The organism is Robiginitomaculum antarcticum DSM 21748 (assembly GCF_000365025.1).
GTDB classification, from domain to species: domain Bacteria; phylum Pseudomonadota; class Alphaproteobacteria; order Caulobacterales; family Maricaulaceae; genus Robiginitomaculum; species Robiginitomaculum antarcticum.
Genome location: NZ_KB823014.1, coordinates 1 through 16,315 on the forward strand (window position 1 = coordinate 1; position 16,315 = coordinate 16,315).

General features: G+C 55.0%; 15 protein-coding genes. 5 read left to right on the top strand and 10 right to left on the bottom strand.

Annotated elements, in window-relative coordinates; translation table 11 throughout:
* The 3 genes from H142_RS0111915 to H142_RS15650 all read right to left on the bottom strand — a co-directional run.
* Positions 1-345, bottom strand: a 345-nt coding sequence (locus H142_RS0111915; RefSeq protein WP_017932372.1) for an endonuclease domain-containing protein, incomplete at its 3' end; no start/stop codon positions are given.
* A gap of 69 nt (positions 346-414) precedes the next feature.
* Positions 415-2,205, bottom strand: a complete 1,791-nt coding sequence (locus tag H142_RS0111920; RefSeq protein WP_017932373.1) for an acyl-CoA dehydrogenase C-terminal domain-containing protein — start codon at positions 2,203-2,205, stop codon at positions 415-417.
* 18 nt (positions 2,206-2,223) lie between these two features.
* Positions 2,224-2,727 carry a MerR family transcriptional regulator gene (locus tag H142_RS15650; protein ID WP_017932374.1) on the bottom strand — a complete coding sequence of 168 codons (504 nt, stop codon included), beginning with the start codon at positions 2,725-2,727 and terminating at the stop codon, positions 2,224-2,226.
* Between the two features lie 84 nt (positions 2,728-2,811).
* Between H142_RS15650 and H142_RS0111930 the strand changes: the two genes are divergently transcribed.
* The gene (locus H142_RS0111930; RefSeq protein ID WP_017932375.1) at positions 2,812-4,791 is read left to right on the top strand and encodes a tetratricopeptide repeat protein; all 1,980 of its coding nucleotides are present in this window, start codon (positions 2,812-2,814) and stop codon (positions 4,789-4,791) included.
* A gap of 94 nt (positions 4,792-4,885) precedes the next feature.
* Complete coding sequence (locus H142_RS0111935) at positions 4,886-5,719, top strand: enoyl-ACP reductase FabI (RefSeq protein WP_033315319.1); 834 nt, start codon at positions 4,886-4,888, stop codon at positions 5,717-5,719.
* Between the two features lie 5 nt (positions 5,720-5,724).
* Here the strand turns inward: H142_RS0111935 and H142_RS0111940 are convergent, their stop codons facing one another.
* Both H142_RS0111940 and H142_RS0111945 read right to left on the bottom strand, forming a co-directional pair.
* Positions 5,725-6,258, bottom strand: coding sequence for a DUF1697 domain-containing protein (locus tag H142_RS0111940; protein ID WP_026148027.1), 534 nt, complete (start codon positions 6,256-6,258; stop codon positions 5,725-5,727).
* A gap of 2 nt (positions 6,259-6,260) precedes the next feature.
* Positions 6,261-6,596, bottom strand: coding sequence for a hypothetical protein (locus H142_RS0111945; RefSeq protein ID WP_017932378.1), 336 nt, complete (start codon positions 6,594-6,596; stop codon positions 6,261-6,263).
* Between the two features lie 100 nt (positions 6,597-6,696).
* Between H142_RS0111945 and H142_RS17110 the strand changes: the two genes are divergently transcribed.
* The gene (locus H142_RS17110) at positions 6,697-7,047 is read left to right on the top strand and encodes a hypothetical protein (protein WP_017932379.1); all 351 of its coding nucleotides are present in this window, start codon (positions 6,697-6,699) and stop codon (positions 7,045-7,047) included.
* A 194-nt stretch (positions 7,048-7,241) separates the two neighbouring features.
* Here H142_RS17110 and H142_RS0111955 read toward each other — a convergent pair whose 3' ends face one another.
* Complete coding sequence (locus tag H142_RS0111955) at positions 7,242-8,216, bottom strand: SDR family NAD(P)-dependent oxidoreductase (protein ID WP_026148028.1); 975 nt, start codon at positions 8,214-8,216, stop codon at positions 7,242-7,244.
* 69 nt (positions 8,217-8,285) lie between these two features.
* Here H142_RS0111955 and H142_RS15655 point away from each other — a divergent pair, with 69 nt between their 5' ends.
* Both H142_RS15655 and H142_RS15660 read left to right on the top strand, forming a co-directional pair.
* On the top strand, positions 8,286-9,422 hold the full coding sequence (locus tag H142_RS15655) for an AGE family epimerase/isomerase (protein ID WP_083899035.1): 1,137 nt from the start codon (positions 8,286-8,288) through the stop codon (positions 9,420-9,422).
* The gene (locus tag H142_RS15660) at positions 9,419-10,498 is read left to right on the top strand and encodes a mannose-1-phosphate guanylyltransferase/mannose-6-phosphate isomerase (RefSeq protein ID WP_017932382.1); all 1,080 of its coding nucleotides are present in this window, start codon (positions 9,419-9,421) and stop codon (positions 10,496-10,498) included. Before H142_RS15655 ends, H142_RS15660 begins: the two co-directional genes overlap by 4 nt.
* A gap of 15 nt (positions 10,499-10,513) precedes the next feature.
* On the opposite strand, the gene H142_RS15665 is transcribed toward H142_RS15660, so the two are convergent.
* From H142_RS15665 to H142_RS0111980, 4 genes are all read right to left on the bottom strand, one after another.
* Entirely contained in the window at positions 10,514-11,095 is a 582-nt protein-coding gene (locus tag H142_RS15665) for a hypothetical protein (RefSeq protein WP_017932383.1), read from the bottom strand.
* Positions 11,096-11,164: 69 nt separating this feature from the next.
* On the bottom strand, positions 11,165-13,102 hold the full coding sequence (locus H142_RS0111970) for an Hsp70 family protein (RefSeq protein WP_156812020.1): 1,938 nt from the start codon (positions 13,100-13,102) through the stop codon (positions 11,165-11,167).
* Complete coding sequence (locus tag H142_RS0111975; RefSeq protein WP_017932385.1) at positions 13,084-13,980, bottom strand: hypothetical protein; 897 nt, start codon at positions 13,978-13,980, stop codon at positions 13,084-13,086. Before H142_RS0111975 ends, H142_RS0111970 begins: the two co-directional genes overlap by 19 nt.
* Positions 13,981-14,027: 47 nt before the next feature.
* The gene (locus H142_RS0111980; RefSeq protein WP_017932386.1) at positions 14,028-16,244 is read right to left on the bottom strand and encodes a M28 family peptidase; all 2,217 of its coding nucleotides are present in this window, start codon (positions 16,242-16,244) and stop codon (positions 14,028-14,030) included.
* Positions 16,245-16,315 lie beyond the last annotated feature (71 nt).

A 16,315-nucleotide genomic window follows, 5' to 3' on the forward strand; every position in this document is an offset into this window, starting at 1 on the left:
CTCAAGTTTTATATAAAGGTCGTCCAACACGGAATCGACCTCATGGTAAATTTCATCATTGGAATAACGGTAAACCGTCCATCCCAAATTATTTAAATATTCAGTTCTAATTTCGTCTTTTTTCACGCCAACTTCAAAATAATGACTGTCACCATCCACTTCGATTATCACTTTTATTTTTACGCAAGCGAAATCAGTAATATATGGTCCAATTGGATGTTGCTTTCGAAAATGCAGTCCGAAAAATTGTTTGGCTTTTAGCTTATGCCATAATGTCCATTCTGCTTCAGTCAATTTTTTCCGTAACGCCTTCGCCTGACCTCTTGTTTTAGGGTTAGCTTTCATCTGGCTCCACCGCCAAGGCGGGGGAGGTGCTGAGACCCAAGGTCGAAGCGGAGGGGGTGGGCATATTAATTAAAACGCTGCGGCATCAAGCGCCATAACGGGCTCTGCGCCGGTTTTGATCTTGGCCAAATGCGCGTCCATCATGGGCAGCATGCGCAGCATGAAATAGCGGCCCGTGATGATTTTGTTGGCATAAAAATCTTCATTGCTGCCGTTATCAATGGCTTTTTGCGCAGTTACGCCCATCATCGCCCACATATAGGCCAGCGTCGACAGACCCATCATATGCATATAATCAACGGAGCCTGCGCCCGCATTATTGGGGTTTGTCATGCCGTTTTGCATGAGCCACATGGTCGCTTCGGTCAGTTTGCCTTTGGCCGTTTTCAGACCCGTCATGAAGTCCGGCAATTTATCATTATCGCCATTTTCCGCCAAAAACGCATCGATTTCCGCGTTCAGTGTCATCAGGGCGCGGCCGCCTTTGCGGGCGAGTTTGCGGCCGACAAGGTCAAGCGCCTGGATACCATTTGCGCCTTCATAAATCAGGGCGATACGGGTATCGCGGACAAATTGGCTCATGCCCCATTCTTCAATATAGCCGTGACCGCCAAAGATTTGCTGGCAATCAATTGTGGTTTGCATGGCTTTATCGGTCAGATAGCCTTTAATCACAGGCGTCAACAGGCCGAGATAATCATCGCATTTTTCACGGAATTTTTCGTCCGGATGTACATTTTCGAGGTCTTCGAGAAGTGTCGCCCAATAAATCAGAGCCCGCGCGCCTTCGTTAAACGCTTTGGTTTCCATGAGCATACGGCGCACATCAGGATGGACGATAATCGGATCAGCGGGGCCGTCTTCATTTTTGGGGCCCGTCAGACTGCGGCCCTGCAAGCGGTCTTTGGCATAAGCGGCCGCGTTCTGATAAGCGACTTCGGATTGCGCCAAACCCTGCATACCGACATCAACGCGGGCGCGGTTCATCATAACGAACATGACGCGCAGGCCTTTGTTTTCTTCGCCGATCATATAGCCTTCGGCTTCGTCATAATTCATAACGCATGTCGAATTGCCGTGAATGCCCATTTTCTCTTCAATAGAGCCGCAAGATACCGCATTGCGCTCACCGGCATTACCATCGGCATCAAGCTTGAATTTAGGGACGATAAAGAGGGATATTCCCTTCACGCCTTCAGGTGCGCCCTCAATGCGGGCCAATACCAAATGGATGATATTGTCAGACATGTCGTGTTCTCCGGCAGAGATAAAAATCTTCTGGCCGGAAATTTTATAACTGCCGTCGGAATTTGGAACGGCTTTGGTTTTTAAAAGGCCCAGATCCGTGCCGCAATGCGGCTCGGTCAAATTCATCGTGCCTGTCCATTCGCACGATACCATTTTGGGAAGATAGGCCGCTTTTTGCTCTGCGCTACCGCCGATAGAAATCGCTTTGATCGCCCCATTGGTCAGGCCAGGATACATGGCAAAGGCCATATTGGCCGCGCTCTGCATTTCGCCGGCGGCGATGCTGAGAATACCCGGCAGGCCTTGGCCGCCATATTCAGGATCATGGCCCAATGCCGTCCAGCCATTTTCGGCCATCGTCTTGAAAGCGTCTTTAAATCCGGTGGGCGTTGTCACGCTTCCATCCGGGTGACGCACGCACCCTTCATGGTCGCCAACAACATTAAGCGGCGTCAGAACCTCTGTTGAAAATTTCGCGCTCTCTTCGAGAACGGCGTCAATCAAATCGGTATCCACATCGGCAAACCTCTCATATTCTGAAAGCTGAACGGCGTTCAGCATTTCATGCATGACAAATTTCTGATCTCGTGTGGGGGCATTATAAATCGGCATTAAAGGCTCCTGTAAGCATTAAATTCGGGCTGCACTAACGGCAGGTTCGTCAAAAAGTTCATCATCTAAATAGCGGCGCAGAACCGCATCATAGGCCTGGGCATTCATAAAGGTAGCCGCGTCGCGCGCGGGGTCGTTGGCAAAGGCGTCAATGCGCGCGCATAGCGAAGACAGGTTTTCTGTCACAATATCAATATCATCGCGTTGGGTTTTTAAATCCTCGATCAATTGCTCAAAGCCGTTTTTACGGCGCAGTAATTCTTCGCGGCTGAGCACTTTGCCGTCATAAATATCAAGCACAGTGCGAATATCATCGAGCGAAAAGCCCAGACGCTTGCCGCGCAATATATTGTCCATGCGCGCACGCTCGCGCAGACCATAACTGCGCTGGCCGTTAATACGCTGTGGATGGATCAAGCCTTTATCTTCATAAAAGCGAAGCGCGCGCGGGGTTACATTCAGCATATCCGCCATATCGGAAATACTCCATGCTGTATTGGGATGTGCGGCGCTGGGCGTCATGAGCCGTATATGCCTTACGTTTACGTTAACGTCAACTGATATATCGTGCTTGACCGGATTTGCGCGGCGCGGCAAAGCAAAGCTATGAAAATTCTCCTCTATTGCGCCGTTATCAGTCTGTGCTTTACTCCTGCCGCTCTGGCACAGGACGCAGAGCCGTTCGACCCGTATAAAGCTTATAGTCAAGGCGACATCCAGCCGCCTGAACCAGCCGATCCGGCGCAGCCTGAGCCACCCGAAACCACGCAGGACAAAACCGCGCCTGACACGCCTTTATATGAAACGCCAATACCTCAGCCCGTCGAAGTAGCCCCGACGCCCCTGCCTAACGAAAAAAGTGACGCGCCAATTCTTATAGCGCCTGACCCTATCGCGCCGGAGACTGAACCCCTTGAGACTCAAACAGAGCCTGATATAGAGCCCGGCAGCGCCGGGAGCGAAATTCTGACCGGTGATGAAATAATCACGCCGCCGGATGGCGAAGACATTATCACGGGCGGCCAAAAAGTGCCTGAAGACCAAATAGATGTGCCCGTAACTATTGTCGACGAAAAAGACCTCCCCATTGATCGCGGCGAAAATCTGGCCATTGATAAGAGCGTTAAACCTCAGGCCAAGCCAAGTGTAAAAATATCTGAAGCGCCCGTATTGGCAGACTTCCCCGCCGCGCCATTCTACCTGACCGCCGAAGAATATCTTACGCTGCGCGGCGACGGTGACACGCCGCAATTAATGCTCAAATATGATGTCACGAGCAAACGCCTTGATGGCTCTGATATCCAGATCACTAGTCAAGCTGTCCTCATTATGGGCACAGACTTTGCCGCCATCAGCCATGCCCGCCCCGGCGAGCCCGAACGGCTGCGCATATATGATTTTAAGATGGATCGGCATCTGTCCGTCGAGGCGCAAGCCACCGGCGCGCCGCAGCTTTCAAATCACAGCCTATATGCCGGCGCACACCGCAATACGCGGCTTGTCGCCATGATGACCAATAAGGGCGCGCGCGACACAATCGAACTTGGCAAAGGCTTGTCCCTGCCCGCATTTTGGATGGAATCGGCAATCGGATTTTCAGCCAAAAGCCGCAAAGGAGATATCCAGATCACAGACCGAAACGGCGTCATAACCGCGGTCTATAAAGATCAGGACGCCGCGCAAATCACGCTGTCAACCAAACCCTTCCCCGACCGTGATATGAGTAATGTGCAGCTCGTCTTTGCCCATCATTATTGGCCTGTTCACCCCACCATATTACAGCGTCTTTACGGCGCAGTCGCACCGATTGATAAAATTTCCTATGTCTCGCGCGGGCCGGATGATCCCAAGGGCACAGAATATACATGGACGCTGGCGGCCCGCGATAACGTGACGAAACCCTTCCCGCTACCGCGCGACGCTGTTAATATTGTGCAGACCGACACTGCGCCCAAGCTGGCGATGAGCCTGCGCAAAACCCTGACAGACTCGCCGATAGAGCTTGATGAATTATCCCGTCCCTTTGCCGGGCCGAAAACGGCGCGTGCGGCGTGGCTCGCCGCGCAGAAATACCTGACATATTCAGGCCAGTGCGAGAAGAACCCGTCTGGCGAAATCTGCCGCGATATCGCCCAAATGGCGCAGGATGACAGCATTGAAGCTGACCTGCGCCCGCTCATTAAGGCCGCCGCTCAGGCGCGAAACTCCGAGACACGCGCCAAGGCGCTTCCGGTTCTCGTCAAAGCCGCGCAAGACAAAGACGCGGACCCTGCCGTGCTGTATCTGGCCGGTATTACGCGGGCCCGGATGAAGACGTCTGACGTCCCGCGCGACGCCGCAAAATTCGATGCGGAAGCTGCTCTGACCAAAGCGGTAAACGCCGACCCGCATAACCCGTCATATCTTATGGGTCTGGCGCAGGTCTACGCCGCCGCGGACCGGTTCGAAGAAGCCTGGGACATTTACGACACTCTAAAAATCGTACTGGCGCAGCCGCAAATGAAAGGTCACGCTATCAACCTTCCTATCAACCGGGTTGAGAGCGGCCTGCGTGAACTGGCGCCCGCTTATTTTCTTCCCAGATAACAGCAATTTGCTCATAACCAATATGGCCATAGCCAAGCCCGCCGCGCCGCGTTAAAAGACGGCTCATTCATTCTGACGAACAAGGACTATGGCTATGGCTGATCAAGATTTCCCCACAGGCACATTAATGGCCGGCAAACGCGGCCTTATTATGGGCGTGGCGAATAAGAACTCCATTGCCTGGGCCATTGCCCAACAGCTCGCGGCGCAAGGCGCCGAAATCGCATTTACTTTCCAGGGCGAAGCGCTTGAACGCCGGGTCCGCCCCTTGGCCGAGTCCATCGGCTCTGACATCCTGATCGAATGCGACGTTACCGATGACGCGACCATGGATAATACATTTGGCACCCTCAAAGACAAATGGGGCAAGATTGACTTTCTTGTCCACGCCATTGCCTTTGCCGGTAAAGATCAGCTCGCCGGAAGCTTTGTCGACAATACAACCCGCGAAGGCTTTAAAGCCGCGCTCGATATCAGCGCGTTCAGCTTTGTCGATGCCGCCCGCCGCGCATCCGAAATTATGAATGATGGCGGCGCCATGGTCACGCTCACCTATCTGGGCAGCGAACGCGTCATCCCCAATTACAATGTTATGGGCGTCGCCAAAGCTGCGCTGGAAGCCTGCACGCGCTATATCGCCGCCGATCTGGGTCCGCGCGGCATCCGCGTCAACGCCATCTCCGCCGGTCCGATCAAAACGCTCGCCGCCGCAGGTATCGGCTCGGGCCGTCACATGTTCCGGTTCAACAAAGCCGCCGCCGCGCTGCGTGACAATACCGACCCCGTGGGCGTTGCAGGCGCTGCACTGTATCTGCTCTCCGATCTGGGCCTGTCCTGCACGGGCGAAACCCATCATGTTGACGGCGGTTTCCACGCTATCGGCATGCCCGCAGAGGACGCCATGGCGGAAGCGAGCGGTACGCAATAAGTCTGCTAGCCCGCAAGCTGCGCTAGCTTCTTCACTGTTTTTATATTTCGCGCTGTCGCGGCCACTCCTAATTTAGCTTCTGCGCGCGCGGCGAGTTTAGATCGCCCGATGCCGCTCGGCGCGTGAAGGTAAAAGACCTTGGGCGTAAGGGTCCAAGCCTCATCGCTTGCGCGAAGCGAATCCAGAGCGTCCATGTCTGCCTGTATGGCCTCTTGCGCGAGAAAGAAAAAATGGACGGTCGCGCCTTTATCATCATCGACCGGATAAGGGTTGGCCGCCAGAGTAGCCCTTAAATCTTCACGTGTTACCGCTAAAATTCGCGGTTTGAAGTCATATACCTTATCAATAGCGCTCTGAATTTTTTGCTCTATCGCCCCTGCCGATGTTTCGGGGGCGGTAAATATACAATTGCCCGATTGGATATAGGTTTTGATGTCATGACATCCCATGCCCTCAAGCAAAGACCGCAATTCTGCCATAGGTAATTTGTTATGTCCGCCGACATTTATGCCCCTTAATAGAACAATCCATTTCATCATCATTAAGCCGCTTCTAAATCGCTTTTATCCAGATTTGCTGCAGCGAAATAGGCCAGATCGAGCAGAACGAGCGGACGGCTTTTGCCGACGGTTGCGGCCAGTGCCGCGAGCCAGTCTGCATTATCGGGCGAGAGACGTAATGTTGTGCGCCGCGACGGCGCGAAACGCGGCTCGGAGAACCACGCCGTCACTTGCGTGATATGATATTCATCGCGGATATGACTGACCGCGCGGTCCATAATTTTAGACCGTGCTTTCGTTCCCATGGATTTGCCCATTTTTATCAGCAGCGCTTCCGCCCCCGGCTCTATCGCCATTTCAATGATTTTCTGTGTCATAATTAAACTGTACCTGATTAGGGTTAATCAAGATTAAACATTCACATAGATTGAAAGCCATTTTCGCAATCCGTTTACACCTCATTAATTTTACCCTTTAATGAAAGCTAAAGCCGCTTTAATTACGGAATATATCTCGGCTAAAACTGAATTAAAGTTTAATGTTTTACCTGAATTGAAAGCCGAAATAGCTATATTATTTGTCGAGAATCATGTCCAAGCGCCATTCTGCGATGGCCCATCGGGTGACCACATGCGCGCCGGGTTGGTCGGCGGCGGCGCGCCGCAAAGTAAGCAGGAAGCCTGCGGGGCGGCAGCTCCGAAGGCTGCCAAAGAGTTTTCTAGTGTTTACGAAGATGCCATCCCCGCAGCGATATCTCACGGCCGATACGCGGCTCTCGCTAAGGTCACAGTCCACAGCGCAGTCTGCTCCCAAACCCGTTTGATGTGAGCCGTAACCTCACCTCGCCCAGATCCAATACCGTCTTCTGGCGGGCAAGAGACGTCTTACCTGTCCGGTCCAAAAGAACAGTTTAAACATAGGGCAAATAGAAGAGGCGGGGATTGTTCTTTTGAAAAGTGCGGTTTTACGGGGTATCTGGACGATTAAGGCGTTGGATTGGCGTTTCTGCAGTCCGCTGCGCCTTAAACTTGATAAAAATCCCGATACCATTTGACGAAGCGCGGAATGCCTTCGGCAATTTTTGTCTGCGGATTATATCCAAACCCGGCTTTAGCGGCATCAATACTCGCGAAAGTCCGCGAGACATCACCGGCCTGACGCGGCGCGTATATTTTTTGCGCCTCCTGACCACAGGCCGCTTCCACCGCCGCCACCAAATCCATCAGAGCATTGGGCGTATTATTACCCAGATTATAAATTTCGTGCGCGCGGCCGTCACGGCGTGGCACATCGGTCTCTAAAAGCCGCGAAATGCCGTCCGTAATATCGTCAATATAGGTGAAATCGCGGCTCATCTCTCCGGCTGAAAACAGCGTAATCGGCTCCCCGCGCAGAATTTTTTCGGTGAAAATCCAATAGGCCATATCGGGACGTCCCCACGGGCCGTAAACCGTGAAAAACCGCAAGCCCGACAAGGCAATACCGTAAAGCCGGGCATAACTCTCCGACAGCATTTCGCCGCCAAGTTTTGTCGCCGCATAAAGCGAGACCGGGCTGCGCGTCTCGTCCGTCTCAACAAACGGGCCGCCCGCGCGGTCACCATAGACGGAGGAGGATGACGCATAAGCCATATGTTTGAGCGCTTTGGCGCCGCGCGCAAATTCGAGCATATTGAGATGCCCGATCAGGTTGGACTGCGCATAGGCATGAGGATTTTCGAGGCTGTAGCGGACCCCCGCTTGCGCGGCCAGATGCACAATATGCGTGATCGTCTGTTTATCGACCTGGGCTTCGAGCGCGCCGCTCTGCGCCAAATCGACCTGGGCAAAGCGAAACCGGTCAAATCCCGCCAGTGTTTGCAGCCGTGCACGTTTCAAATCCGGATCGTAATAATCATTCAAACTGTCCACGCCTACGACCTGCCGACCGTCATTTAACAGGCGGCGGCAAAGATGGCTGCCGATAAAACCGGCAGCGCCTGTCACGAGAATAGTCATTGTGCATCTATAAGCAGATGTGCGCGCGGGCGTAACAGTTTTTTCGCCTTTTGCTGATATGCCGCTTTTATGGTGGGCAATACACACACAGCTTTGAAGATAGCGGCGCGTCATGCGCGGCAATGGGCCGTGCGTCGCGCCCTGCCGTTTTGGGCGCATGAGGGACGCGGCGGCAAAGGCGCGTTCTATGAAGACATGACCTTACGCGGCGCGGCCAAGCCGCAAACCGTGCGCCGATTGCGCGTTCAGGCGCGGCAGATTTACGTTTATTCCTACGCTCATCATTTGGGGTGGTTCAAAGGTCAGGATGTGGTCGAAGACGCGATGCATTTTATGAACAGCTTTCGTCATAAAGACGGCGGCTATATCCATCTGGTCAATCCCGATTTCACTGTGAAAGATGATCGCCGGGATTTTTATGATCATGCCTTTTATCTCTTGGCGCTGGCCTGGCACGGACGGGTGTTTAATGCGGCGTCCCTGCAACGGGCGGCGGAAGTGGTCGATTTCATCGACGAGACGATGAGCGCAGAAGAAGGATTTACCGAGGGCATCCCCCCGACATTTCCCCGGCGGCAAAATCCGCACATGCATCTATTTGAAGCCTTTCTGGCGCTATATGATGCGACCGGAGACGAGCGCTATCTTTACCGCGCGACCAAGATTTATCAGCTGTTTAAACGCTATTTCTTTGACGCGGAGCGCTCGCGGGTATGCGAATATTTCGGTCCCGACTGGCTGCTGTTAAAGCGCCGCGGCGAAACCGGCGTTGAGCCGGGTCATGCCGCCGAATGGATATGGCTGCTGCGCGAATATGAAAAACGCACATCGGTTGATGTGAGCGCCTATGCTAACGCGCTTTATGATAATGTCATGGCGCATTCCGGCTCGCGCATTTGGCTGATTGACGAATGCCATACAGACGGCTCGCCCATGCGCTCGACGCGGCGGCTCTGGGTACAGTGCGAGCTGCTCAAAGCGCATCTGGCGCAGACCGAAGCGGGCATTGCGCACAGCGCCGATATGGCCGCGGCCATACTCACCGGATTAACGCGCGAATATTTGCGCAGTGACGGATTGTGGAATGATCAATTCGGCCCGGACGGCGAGATGATCGCGCAGTCCGTTCCCGTCAGCACATTTTACCATATCTTTAGCGCTATCACCGAAGCTTGCCGGATATCCGGCCTTCAGGAGACGTCATGATTAAAATTATTCCCGTCATCATGTCCGGCGGCAGCGGCACGCGCCTTTGGCCGGCGTCGCGCAAAAAAGCACCAAAACAGCTTTTGTCGCTGGTGAGCGAACATACGATGATTCAGGATACCGCGCTGCGCTTGGCCGGAGATTTCCCGGACGGGACGTTCCTCGCGCCGATGATTATTTGCAACGCTGCCCATGGTAAGGAGATCAGCCAGCAATTGATCGATGTTGGACTGCCGCCGTCCAAAGTCATTGTCGAGCCGGTCGGACGCAATACCGCGCCCTGCGCTGCTGTCGCCGCCTTAGCCGCCGCGCAGATTGATCCCGATGCGCTGATTTTGCTCGCCCCCGCTGACCACCATATTCAAGACACAGAGGCCCTGCACCGCGCAGTCAGCGCCGCCGCAGAGATAGCGCAGAACGATTATCTGGTGACATTCGGGATTACGCCCAGCCGGGCTGAGACCGGTTACGGCTATATCCAGCAGGGTCTGGCGTTGGGCAATAGCGGCTTCACCGTCAAAGCCTTTAAAGAAAAGCCCGACCTTGCGACCGCCGAGCAATATATAGCCGGCGCGGATTATTTCTGGAATGCGGGTATATTCCTGTTCAAACCGGAAAATCTGCTGCGTGAGATGCGCGCATTTTGTCCGGATATTCTCAGCGCCTGCGAAACCGCTTATAGCGAGGCCGCGCTGGATAATTCAGGATGGGTGCTGGACGAAGACGCCTTCTCGGCCTGCCCGTCTGACTCCATTGATTACGCGATTATGGAGCGAACCGCCCGCGCGGCCGTCGTTCCGGCCGATATTGGATGGAGCGATATCGGCTCTTGGCGCGCGCTGTGGGAGCGCGGCAAAGACAGCCGCGGCAATGCCATAAAAGGCCCTGTTAACGCCATTGATACGGTCAATACATTGATCCACACGGACGGCGCCTATGTCGCCACATTAGGTCTGGAAAATATGGTGGTCGTTGTTCAAGACGGCGCCGTATTAGTCTCGCATATGGACAGAGTTCAGGATGTGAAAAAGGTGGTCGATGATTTAAAGCGCCGCCAAAAATCTGAATTTCTTTAGCGCCATACTCCGGTTTTACGGGGCAATATTAACGCTAAAGCGTTCGATCTCAATTGTTTTGCTTTGCCCTGACATATCCGGCCAAATCCCGACGAAATCCGTACCCGGATCGCCTTTCGGTTTATTTGGCGTAAACGTGAAACTGTAATCTTCAAATGTATCCGTCAATGTGAATGTCTTTAAACCGCTATCCCCGACACCGGCGGTATAATAGGCGGCGGCAAATTGCTCGGCCGGGTTATCACGTCCGGCGCGGGCGCGCACGGTGACGATAATCGGTTTTTCCGCAAATGCCGCTTCATATACAGGGCGAAGTTCGGCAAATACGCCCGCACTTGGCGGCGCTGCCGCGCGGGTCATATGGGCCACCGCGATCGCATATTCGCCCGCAAGATCCAGTTCACCGGCATAGCGCACCGTTGTGCCCGGAGAGGCGATAAGCGCGCGCAAGCCCTCGCCGTCAACGGTATAACCGTCGGCGACAGGGTCTATGTCGGGCTGCTTGCGTAATTGGGCTTGCCCGCCTGCAAACAGTGCGCCGACCACCATCGCGGCGATAAGCACAACAGCAAATGGGTAGAATAATTTATCCGGCATAATGACTTCCTCTTAGCCGCGAACCTGGACAAATCAAGCGCTACGCGCCGGGCGCGGCTTAAAAAGAGTTTAGATTAAAAACAAAACGGCGCGTTCATCCGTGCGCTCAATCAGGGCCCGCTGCAGGGTTTCGGTCAAATCCGCATGAACCTTTTCCGATGCATTGCCTGACCACGCAGTCTGCACGGCCCCGATCAGCTCTGTGCGATGCTCTGCGGCGGCGCGTTTGAGGCGTTTATCCGTCATCATACGCCGCGCTAACACGGGTATTCTGGCCGAGCGCATTTTGCCTTCCAGCGCTTTGCGCCCAAACACAATGCTGCCCACGCCCGCGCCCGCCGCAATAATAAACGTCAGCGGATGGGCCATAAGCGGAACAAGAAGCTGCGCTTTGGCCAGAATAACTCCGATCAAAATGGCGGATATTGTGGTTCCCGCAATCGCCGTGTCCTGCTCCAGATTTGCCAGCTGCGGAGAGCCGACGGACAGTCCTTCAAGGTGGCGCGAGATATGCGCGCTATCATCCAGCGACAGCACCATGGCCGGCAGGCCGTGATCCCGGCATAGCGGATCGGTGACTTTTTCGATATTGCGCTGCAACCGCGCAAACCATTCATCAATGACGGGGCGCAGGGCATCGCGGGCCTGCTCGCTGACAAGCCAGCTGCGCACCCGCTCCTGCAACACCAATTCAACATCATTTAAGCGGGCAATATCGCCGCGCCGCCAGTCCTGAAACACCGGAATAACGCAATATTCGATCAGCGCGTCGACAAGCGCAGGGGCCAGCAGATCGCCCAAATCATCGCCCGCGTCGCGCGCAATCAGGCGCACTTCGCCGCCCGGATCGGTGAGCTCCGTCACGGCGGCTTTAAAGGCCGCGTGAAGATATTCGAACCGGCCGAGCCAGGCGAGACCGCGCGCAATGGCAAATTCCGGCTCTGCGCCGCGCACGACCGTGCTGTCGGCGAAAGCGCGCTTCGTGGCCGGCGCTATTAAAGGCAGGCGAGACGCTCCGCCGGTCAATAGTACAGTCTCCGGCGCCCGCTCGCCCAGCGCCTCTAATGTTTCGCGCAGCGCAAAATCAAAGGCATCCGGCCAGTTATAGCCGTTCAGCGCTTTTATCGGCATGGACAGGATGGCATCGGCATCGGTTTTATCAATGCGGATTTCAAAATAAACGCCGCCCGCAACCGGCAGTCGCCGGATCATTTCGACAGGAACATCCGTGCCGTTGAAATATTCTTCTTTCGCCAACCGGCACCAATATTCCATGATCGGCTGATATTGCGGATAAGCCGCGATCAGTTTCTCAATCTGTTTGCGTGATTTTTGCCGCGCTAAATTCCGGTCGAAAATCAAGCGGTCCAGCAGGCCGGAGCCTAGGAAATTATGGCCGACATCTTCGGCGTTCATATCGCGGCAATAGGTAAAATCTGTGGTCGAACTTCCAATGTCAACGATCAGCACGCTATCGCGAGCGGCCTGCAGCGACAGATAGCCCTGCTCTAACGCCGTCATCAGCGCCGCGCGGCTCTCAGGCACAACGCGGCAGGTTTTCAGCCCGGCTTCGCGGAACACATCCGCGTAAATTTCGCGGTCATCTCCGCTCCAACCGGACGGACAGCCGACAATAAAGCGGCTCTTGGACGGCCCCTGAATCTGGGCCTCTTCAGTCAGCCCTTTAAACAGCGTTTTGGTAAAGAGTTGCGTCGGAATTTTAACGTCTGATTGCGTCAGGTCACGGCTCTTAAACTTGACCCAAATCTGTTGCTTCGCGCCGATTTTACGCGGGCTAAGCGCGGCAATATTGACCGCGTCCGCGCCGATACGCACTTCGCGTCCCGTCTTGGCCACGGCGGAGACAAAGGTGCGTTCGCCGTGATATTCTAAGATTTCCGGTTCGCGGTGCGATCCGCTATGCGCGCGGCCAATAGCGGTTTCGCCATGGCCTAAATCATAGCCGATAAATTCAATCTGGCGGTCTTTCATGACTGTGATTTCCAAACAGTGCCGCGTTTCAAGACGCGCTCATCAACGACAAGAGCGGGCGCGCCTTGCGGGCTGTCCATATCCGTGTCCAGCGCGGGCAGAACGTCAAACAGACGCTTGTCTTTGCTATTATAATTCACAGCACGAATACCTTCACTGGCAAGAACAGAGTTTAATTCCGTTTCAATCACGCGCAGCGCAAAATCCCCGTCGCCTGCCCCGTGGGCTTCAAGAAGGCTCTGCATCAAGCCTGTCACGCGTGAATTATCATACCATTGTGTGTCGGGCATGGGTTCAGACAGGCGCATTAAAATATGGTCAGCCGTGCGCAGAGCGTCAGCCAGACTGTCGACAAATCCGGCGCTATCGACACTGACGCGCGCTTCGGCCAAATGGCGGCGCCCGTCAGGGCCGTCCAGCGCCATCGGTTTGGCCCGCCAGAATGTTAGGAAACGGCCCAGCCCTTTAAAATGCGACGGATCAAAGGCCCGAAGCGCCGCCAATATGCCCGACGCCCACATCAAAAGCGGTATATCCTGTACCAGACCTACGCCTGCGAAAAACAAAGCCGCGCCGTAAAATAACGTCCCGCCCGCAATTTTAATCGGTTGTCGCGGCGGGGCTTCACGCCAGACCACATCAGCGCGCGCGCCGGTATCAAGCACGCCTGCACCGGTTTTGACCATTTCCAGAAGCCATAACCCGGCTTTTTGCACGGCGGGATCAGCCGTCGATTCAGCGAATTGCGCGCCTGTCCGGTCCAAAGCGCGGCGGGCCAGCCGCACGGTCTGCGCTGCGCCCAGATCACTTTCAGACAATTCAGCACGCAGCCCCTCGCGCTCGGCCTCAAAGGCGCGGGCGAGAGACGGGATTATGGCGGGAACGGGGCTCATAATTGGGATGTTGGGGGGATGACGGGTAGAGTCAAGCGGCAAGCCCCCTAATCAAGTGCCACAATATTGCGCGTCACCCGCATATCACCCCCATGCTGCGGCAGCGCCCAGTCAGGGAGCGCGGCAAGCAGGTCCCGGCTCTCTTCTCCCAGACCATACCGATAGGCGGTCAGCGTTAGCGATGGCACGCTTGCCGCGCGGTTAAAGTCGAGAGTGACGGCAAGCTCGCGGCAGCTCCGGCCCGTGCAGCGAAATCCGGCCCAATTTCCCTCGCGACTAAATCCATTAATCGTCAGGCTGTTTACAGTTAGGGAATCGCCTTTAATGCGCGCATCAATAACGTCACTTTGCGCGCCCGTAATGCGCATCTCCATCCGGCGGTTATCCCCCAGCGTTTCATCAGATATGATCTCAATAACCGGCGCGGACATGTCCAGATCAGGCGCGGCAGCCGTCATATAGTCGCCGTTAAATCCGTCGAGCTTTGCCGGTATAAAGTCTTGTTTTTCTAACATTGATAGAGGCAGAGGATCCGCCGTGCGAACGGCATATTGCGCGCCGCCTGACTGATCCGATCCGATATGCATAACGGACAGCCCGCGCGGAGACTCTGCGCTATAGGCCGGGACAATCATCGCGGCGATGACAAAGACTGCGCTAAGCGCAGAGCCAGCAACCGGCCATGCCCAGATGGCGCGGCGATTAGCCTTCACAGGGGTCCAAAATAACGGCGCGATAAGTGTGAAACTCAGGACGAGCAGAGCCGTGAACGGCGCAGCATGTTCGGGGAAGAGCATGACCTCGCCCACTGCAGTCGTCATGACGCTAAAGGCCGCAAAGATAAGCGCGCCGATAAAGAGACAGGCTTTAGCAATCGCGAGGCGGCCCGTAAGCGCCAGCACTGCGCCAATCCCCGCAATCAGCAGGGGAAGCGAAAAGAGTATCGCCGTGCCGGGAATGAAAACCGTCGACACGCCTCCAAGAAGCGCCAGCCACAGCCATCCCGATAAAGTCAGGCGCAGCGGGTCTATATTTTTGGCTATCACGGCCAGCACTAATACTGCGCCGAGCAGAGCCGCGCCGTTTTGAACGCCGCGAATAGCCCAGGCATTGGCCGCAGCGTAATAAAGTTCGGGCCGCATAAGGGCGACAAGAGCGGTCAGGCCAATCGCCAGACCGACGCCGCTAAACAGCGCGGCAGGCGGCACGAGAAGCGGCGTTATCAGACGGCCTTCCCGCCGGCGGGCATAAGCCGCGAGCACCAGAATTGCGCCGAATATAACAAAAGGCAGCGCCAGGATTTGCGGCAATTTAATAATAAATATCCCGAAGACATCCGTATACATCCACTGGCCATCGCCTTGGCCGTGAGATTGCGCGTCATAAGCCTCGACAGCGGCCAGCGCATTAGCGCCCATATGAAATAGTGCGCCCCGGCTTAGATTAGCCAGATTATCACCGGGCGTATGATAAAATTCAGGGTCGCTCGCCATAGCGTAATTGGCCACGTCAATATCGAGCGCTTTATATTCTGTAACGTCCGTACCATTGGGCATAATGTCGTAAATATTAGCAATCAAGGAGCTGCTGGCTGGCTTCGTGCCTTTCATCGACAATACGGAAATGTCGCGACCATTGGGCGTACCGGTTTCAAACATGGACACGCGGCCAGTATTGCCGCGCGCTTCCATGCTAATGACCGCGCCGACATTTTTGGCCAGAGGATCATTTTTCACAAAGGATGCCGCGCCGATCAGGCCCGTTTCTTCGCCGTCTGTGATGAGAACCAGAACGGGACGCTGCATATTACGGGGTTTTATAAGTGAGGCGACCTCTAAGCTGACCGCAACGCCGGAGCCGTCATCAGCCGCGCCAGGTCCGGCGGCGACGCTGTCATAATGAGAGGCCAGCACAATAGCGTCGTCGCCGGGCGCAGTGACCCAGAACATGACATTTTGGACGCGCGCGCAACTCATCGCGCCCCAAGAGGTTACGCAATGAAAATCGTCTCTGATAATGGGGGTAAACCCCAGCGCCGTGATCTCGCCAAGCAGACGGCCGCGCACCGCATCATTGGCCTCACTGTCGACAGGATGGGAACGTTCATCCCCCAATATCCGTGACAGGCGCGAAAATGCGCGCTCGGTTTGAAAGGCATGATCAGGATCAACCGCCGGCGGCGCGGTCAACAGTGAGCGGGCGGTGAAGATAATAAACAGCAGCAACACGGCTATGCCAAATCCAAAATTCCACTGCTTGTTCATAGAGCGCTCCCCGAATTGCACTGCAATAGGCGTGACATTGCCTTAACGTTACTGTCGGCATACAACGGCTA

Excerpts from the sequence above, each read along its gene's own strand:
- H142_RS0111920 (WP_017932373.1), bottom strand. The coding sequence starts at position 2,205 with ATGCCGATTTATAATGCCCCCACACGAGATCAGAAATTTGTCATGCAT.
- H142_RS15650 (WP_017932374.1), bottom strand. The coding sequence starts at position 2,727 with ATGACGCCCAGCGCCGCACATCCCAATACAGCATGGAGTATTTCCGAT.
- H142_RS0111930 (WP_017932375.1), top strand. The coding sequence starts at position 2,812 with ATGAAAATTCTCCTCTATTGCGCCGTTATCAGTCTGTGCTTTACTCCT.
- H142_RS0111935 (WP_033315319.1), top strand. The coding sequence starts at position 4,886 with ATGGCTGATCAAGATTTCCCCACAGGCACATTAATGGCCGGCAAACGC.
- H142_RS0111940 (WP_026148027.1), bottom strand. The coding sequence starts at position 6,258 with ATGATGAAATGGATTGTTCTATTAAGGGGCATAAATGTCGGCGGACAT.
- H142_RS0111945 (WP_017932378.1), bottom strand. The coding sequence starts at position 6,596 with ATGACACAGAAAATCATTGAAATGGCGATAGAGCCGGGGGCGGAAGCG.
- H142_RS17110 (WP_017932379.1), top strand. The coding sequence starts at position 6,697 with ATGAAAGCTAAAGCCGCTTTAATTACGGAATATATCTCGGCTAAAACT.
- H142_RS0111955 (WP_026148028.1), bottom strand. The coding sequence starts at position 8,216 with ATGACTATTCTCGTGACAGGCGCTGCCGGTTTTATCGGCAGCCATCTT.
- H142_RS15655 (WP_083899035.1), top strand. The coding sequence starts at position 8,286 with ATGGTGGGCAATACACACACAGCTTTGAAGATAGCGGCGCGTCATGCG.
- H142_RS15660 (WP_017932382.1), top strand. The coding sequence starts at position 9,419 with ATGATTAAAATTATTCCCGTCATCATGTCCGGCGGCAGCGGCACGCGC.
- H142_RS15665 (WP_017932383.1), bottom strand. The coding sequence starts at position 11,095 with ATGCCGGATAAATTATTCTACCCATTTGCTGTTGTGCTTATCGCCGCG.
- H142_RS0111975 (WP_017932385.1), bottom strand. The coding sequence starts at position 13,980 with ATGAGCCCCGTTCCCGCCATAATCCCGTCTCTCGCCCGCGCCTTTGAG.
- H142_RS0111980 (WP_017932386.1), bottom strand. The coding sequence starts at position 16,244 with ATGAACAAGCAGTGGAATTTTGGATTTGGCATAGCCGTGTTGCTGCTG.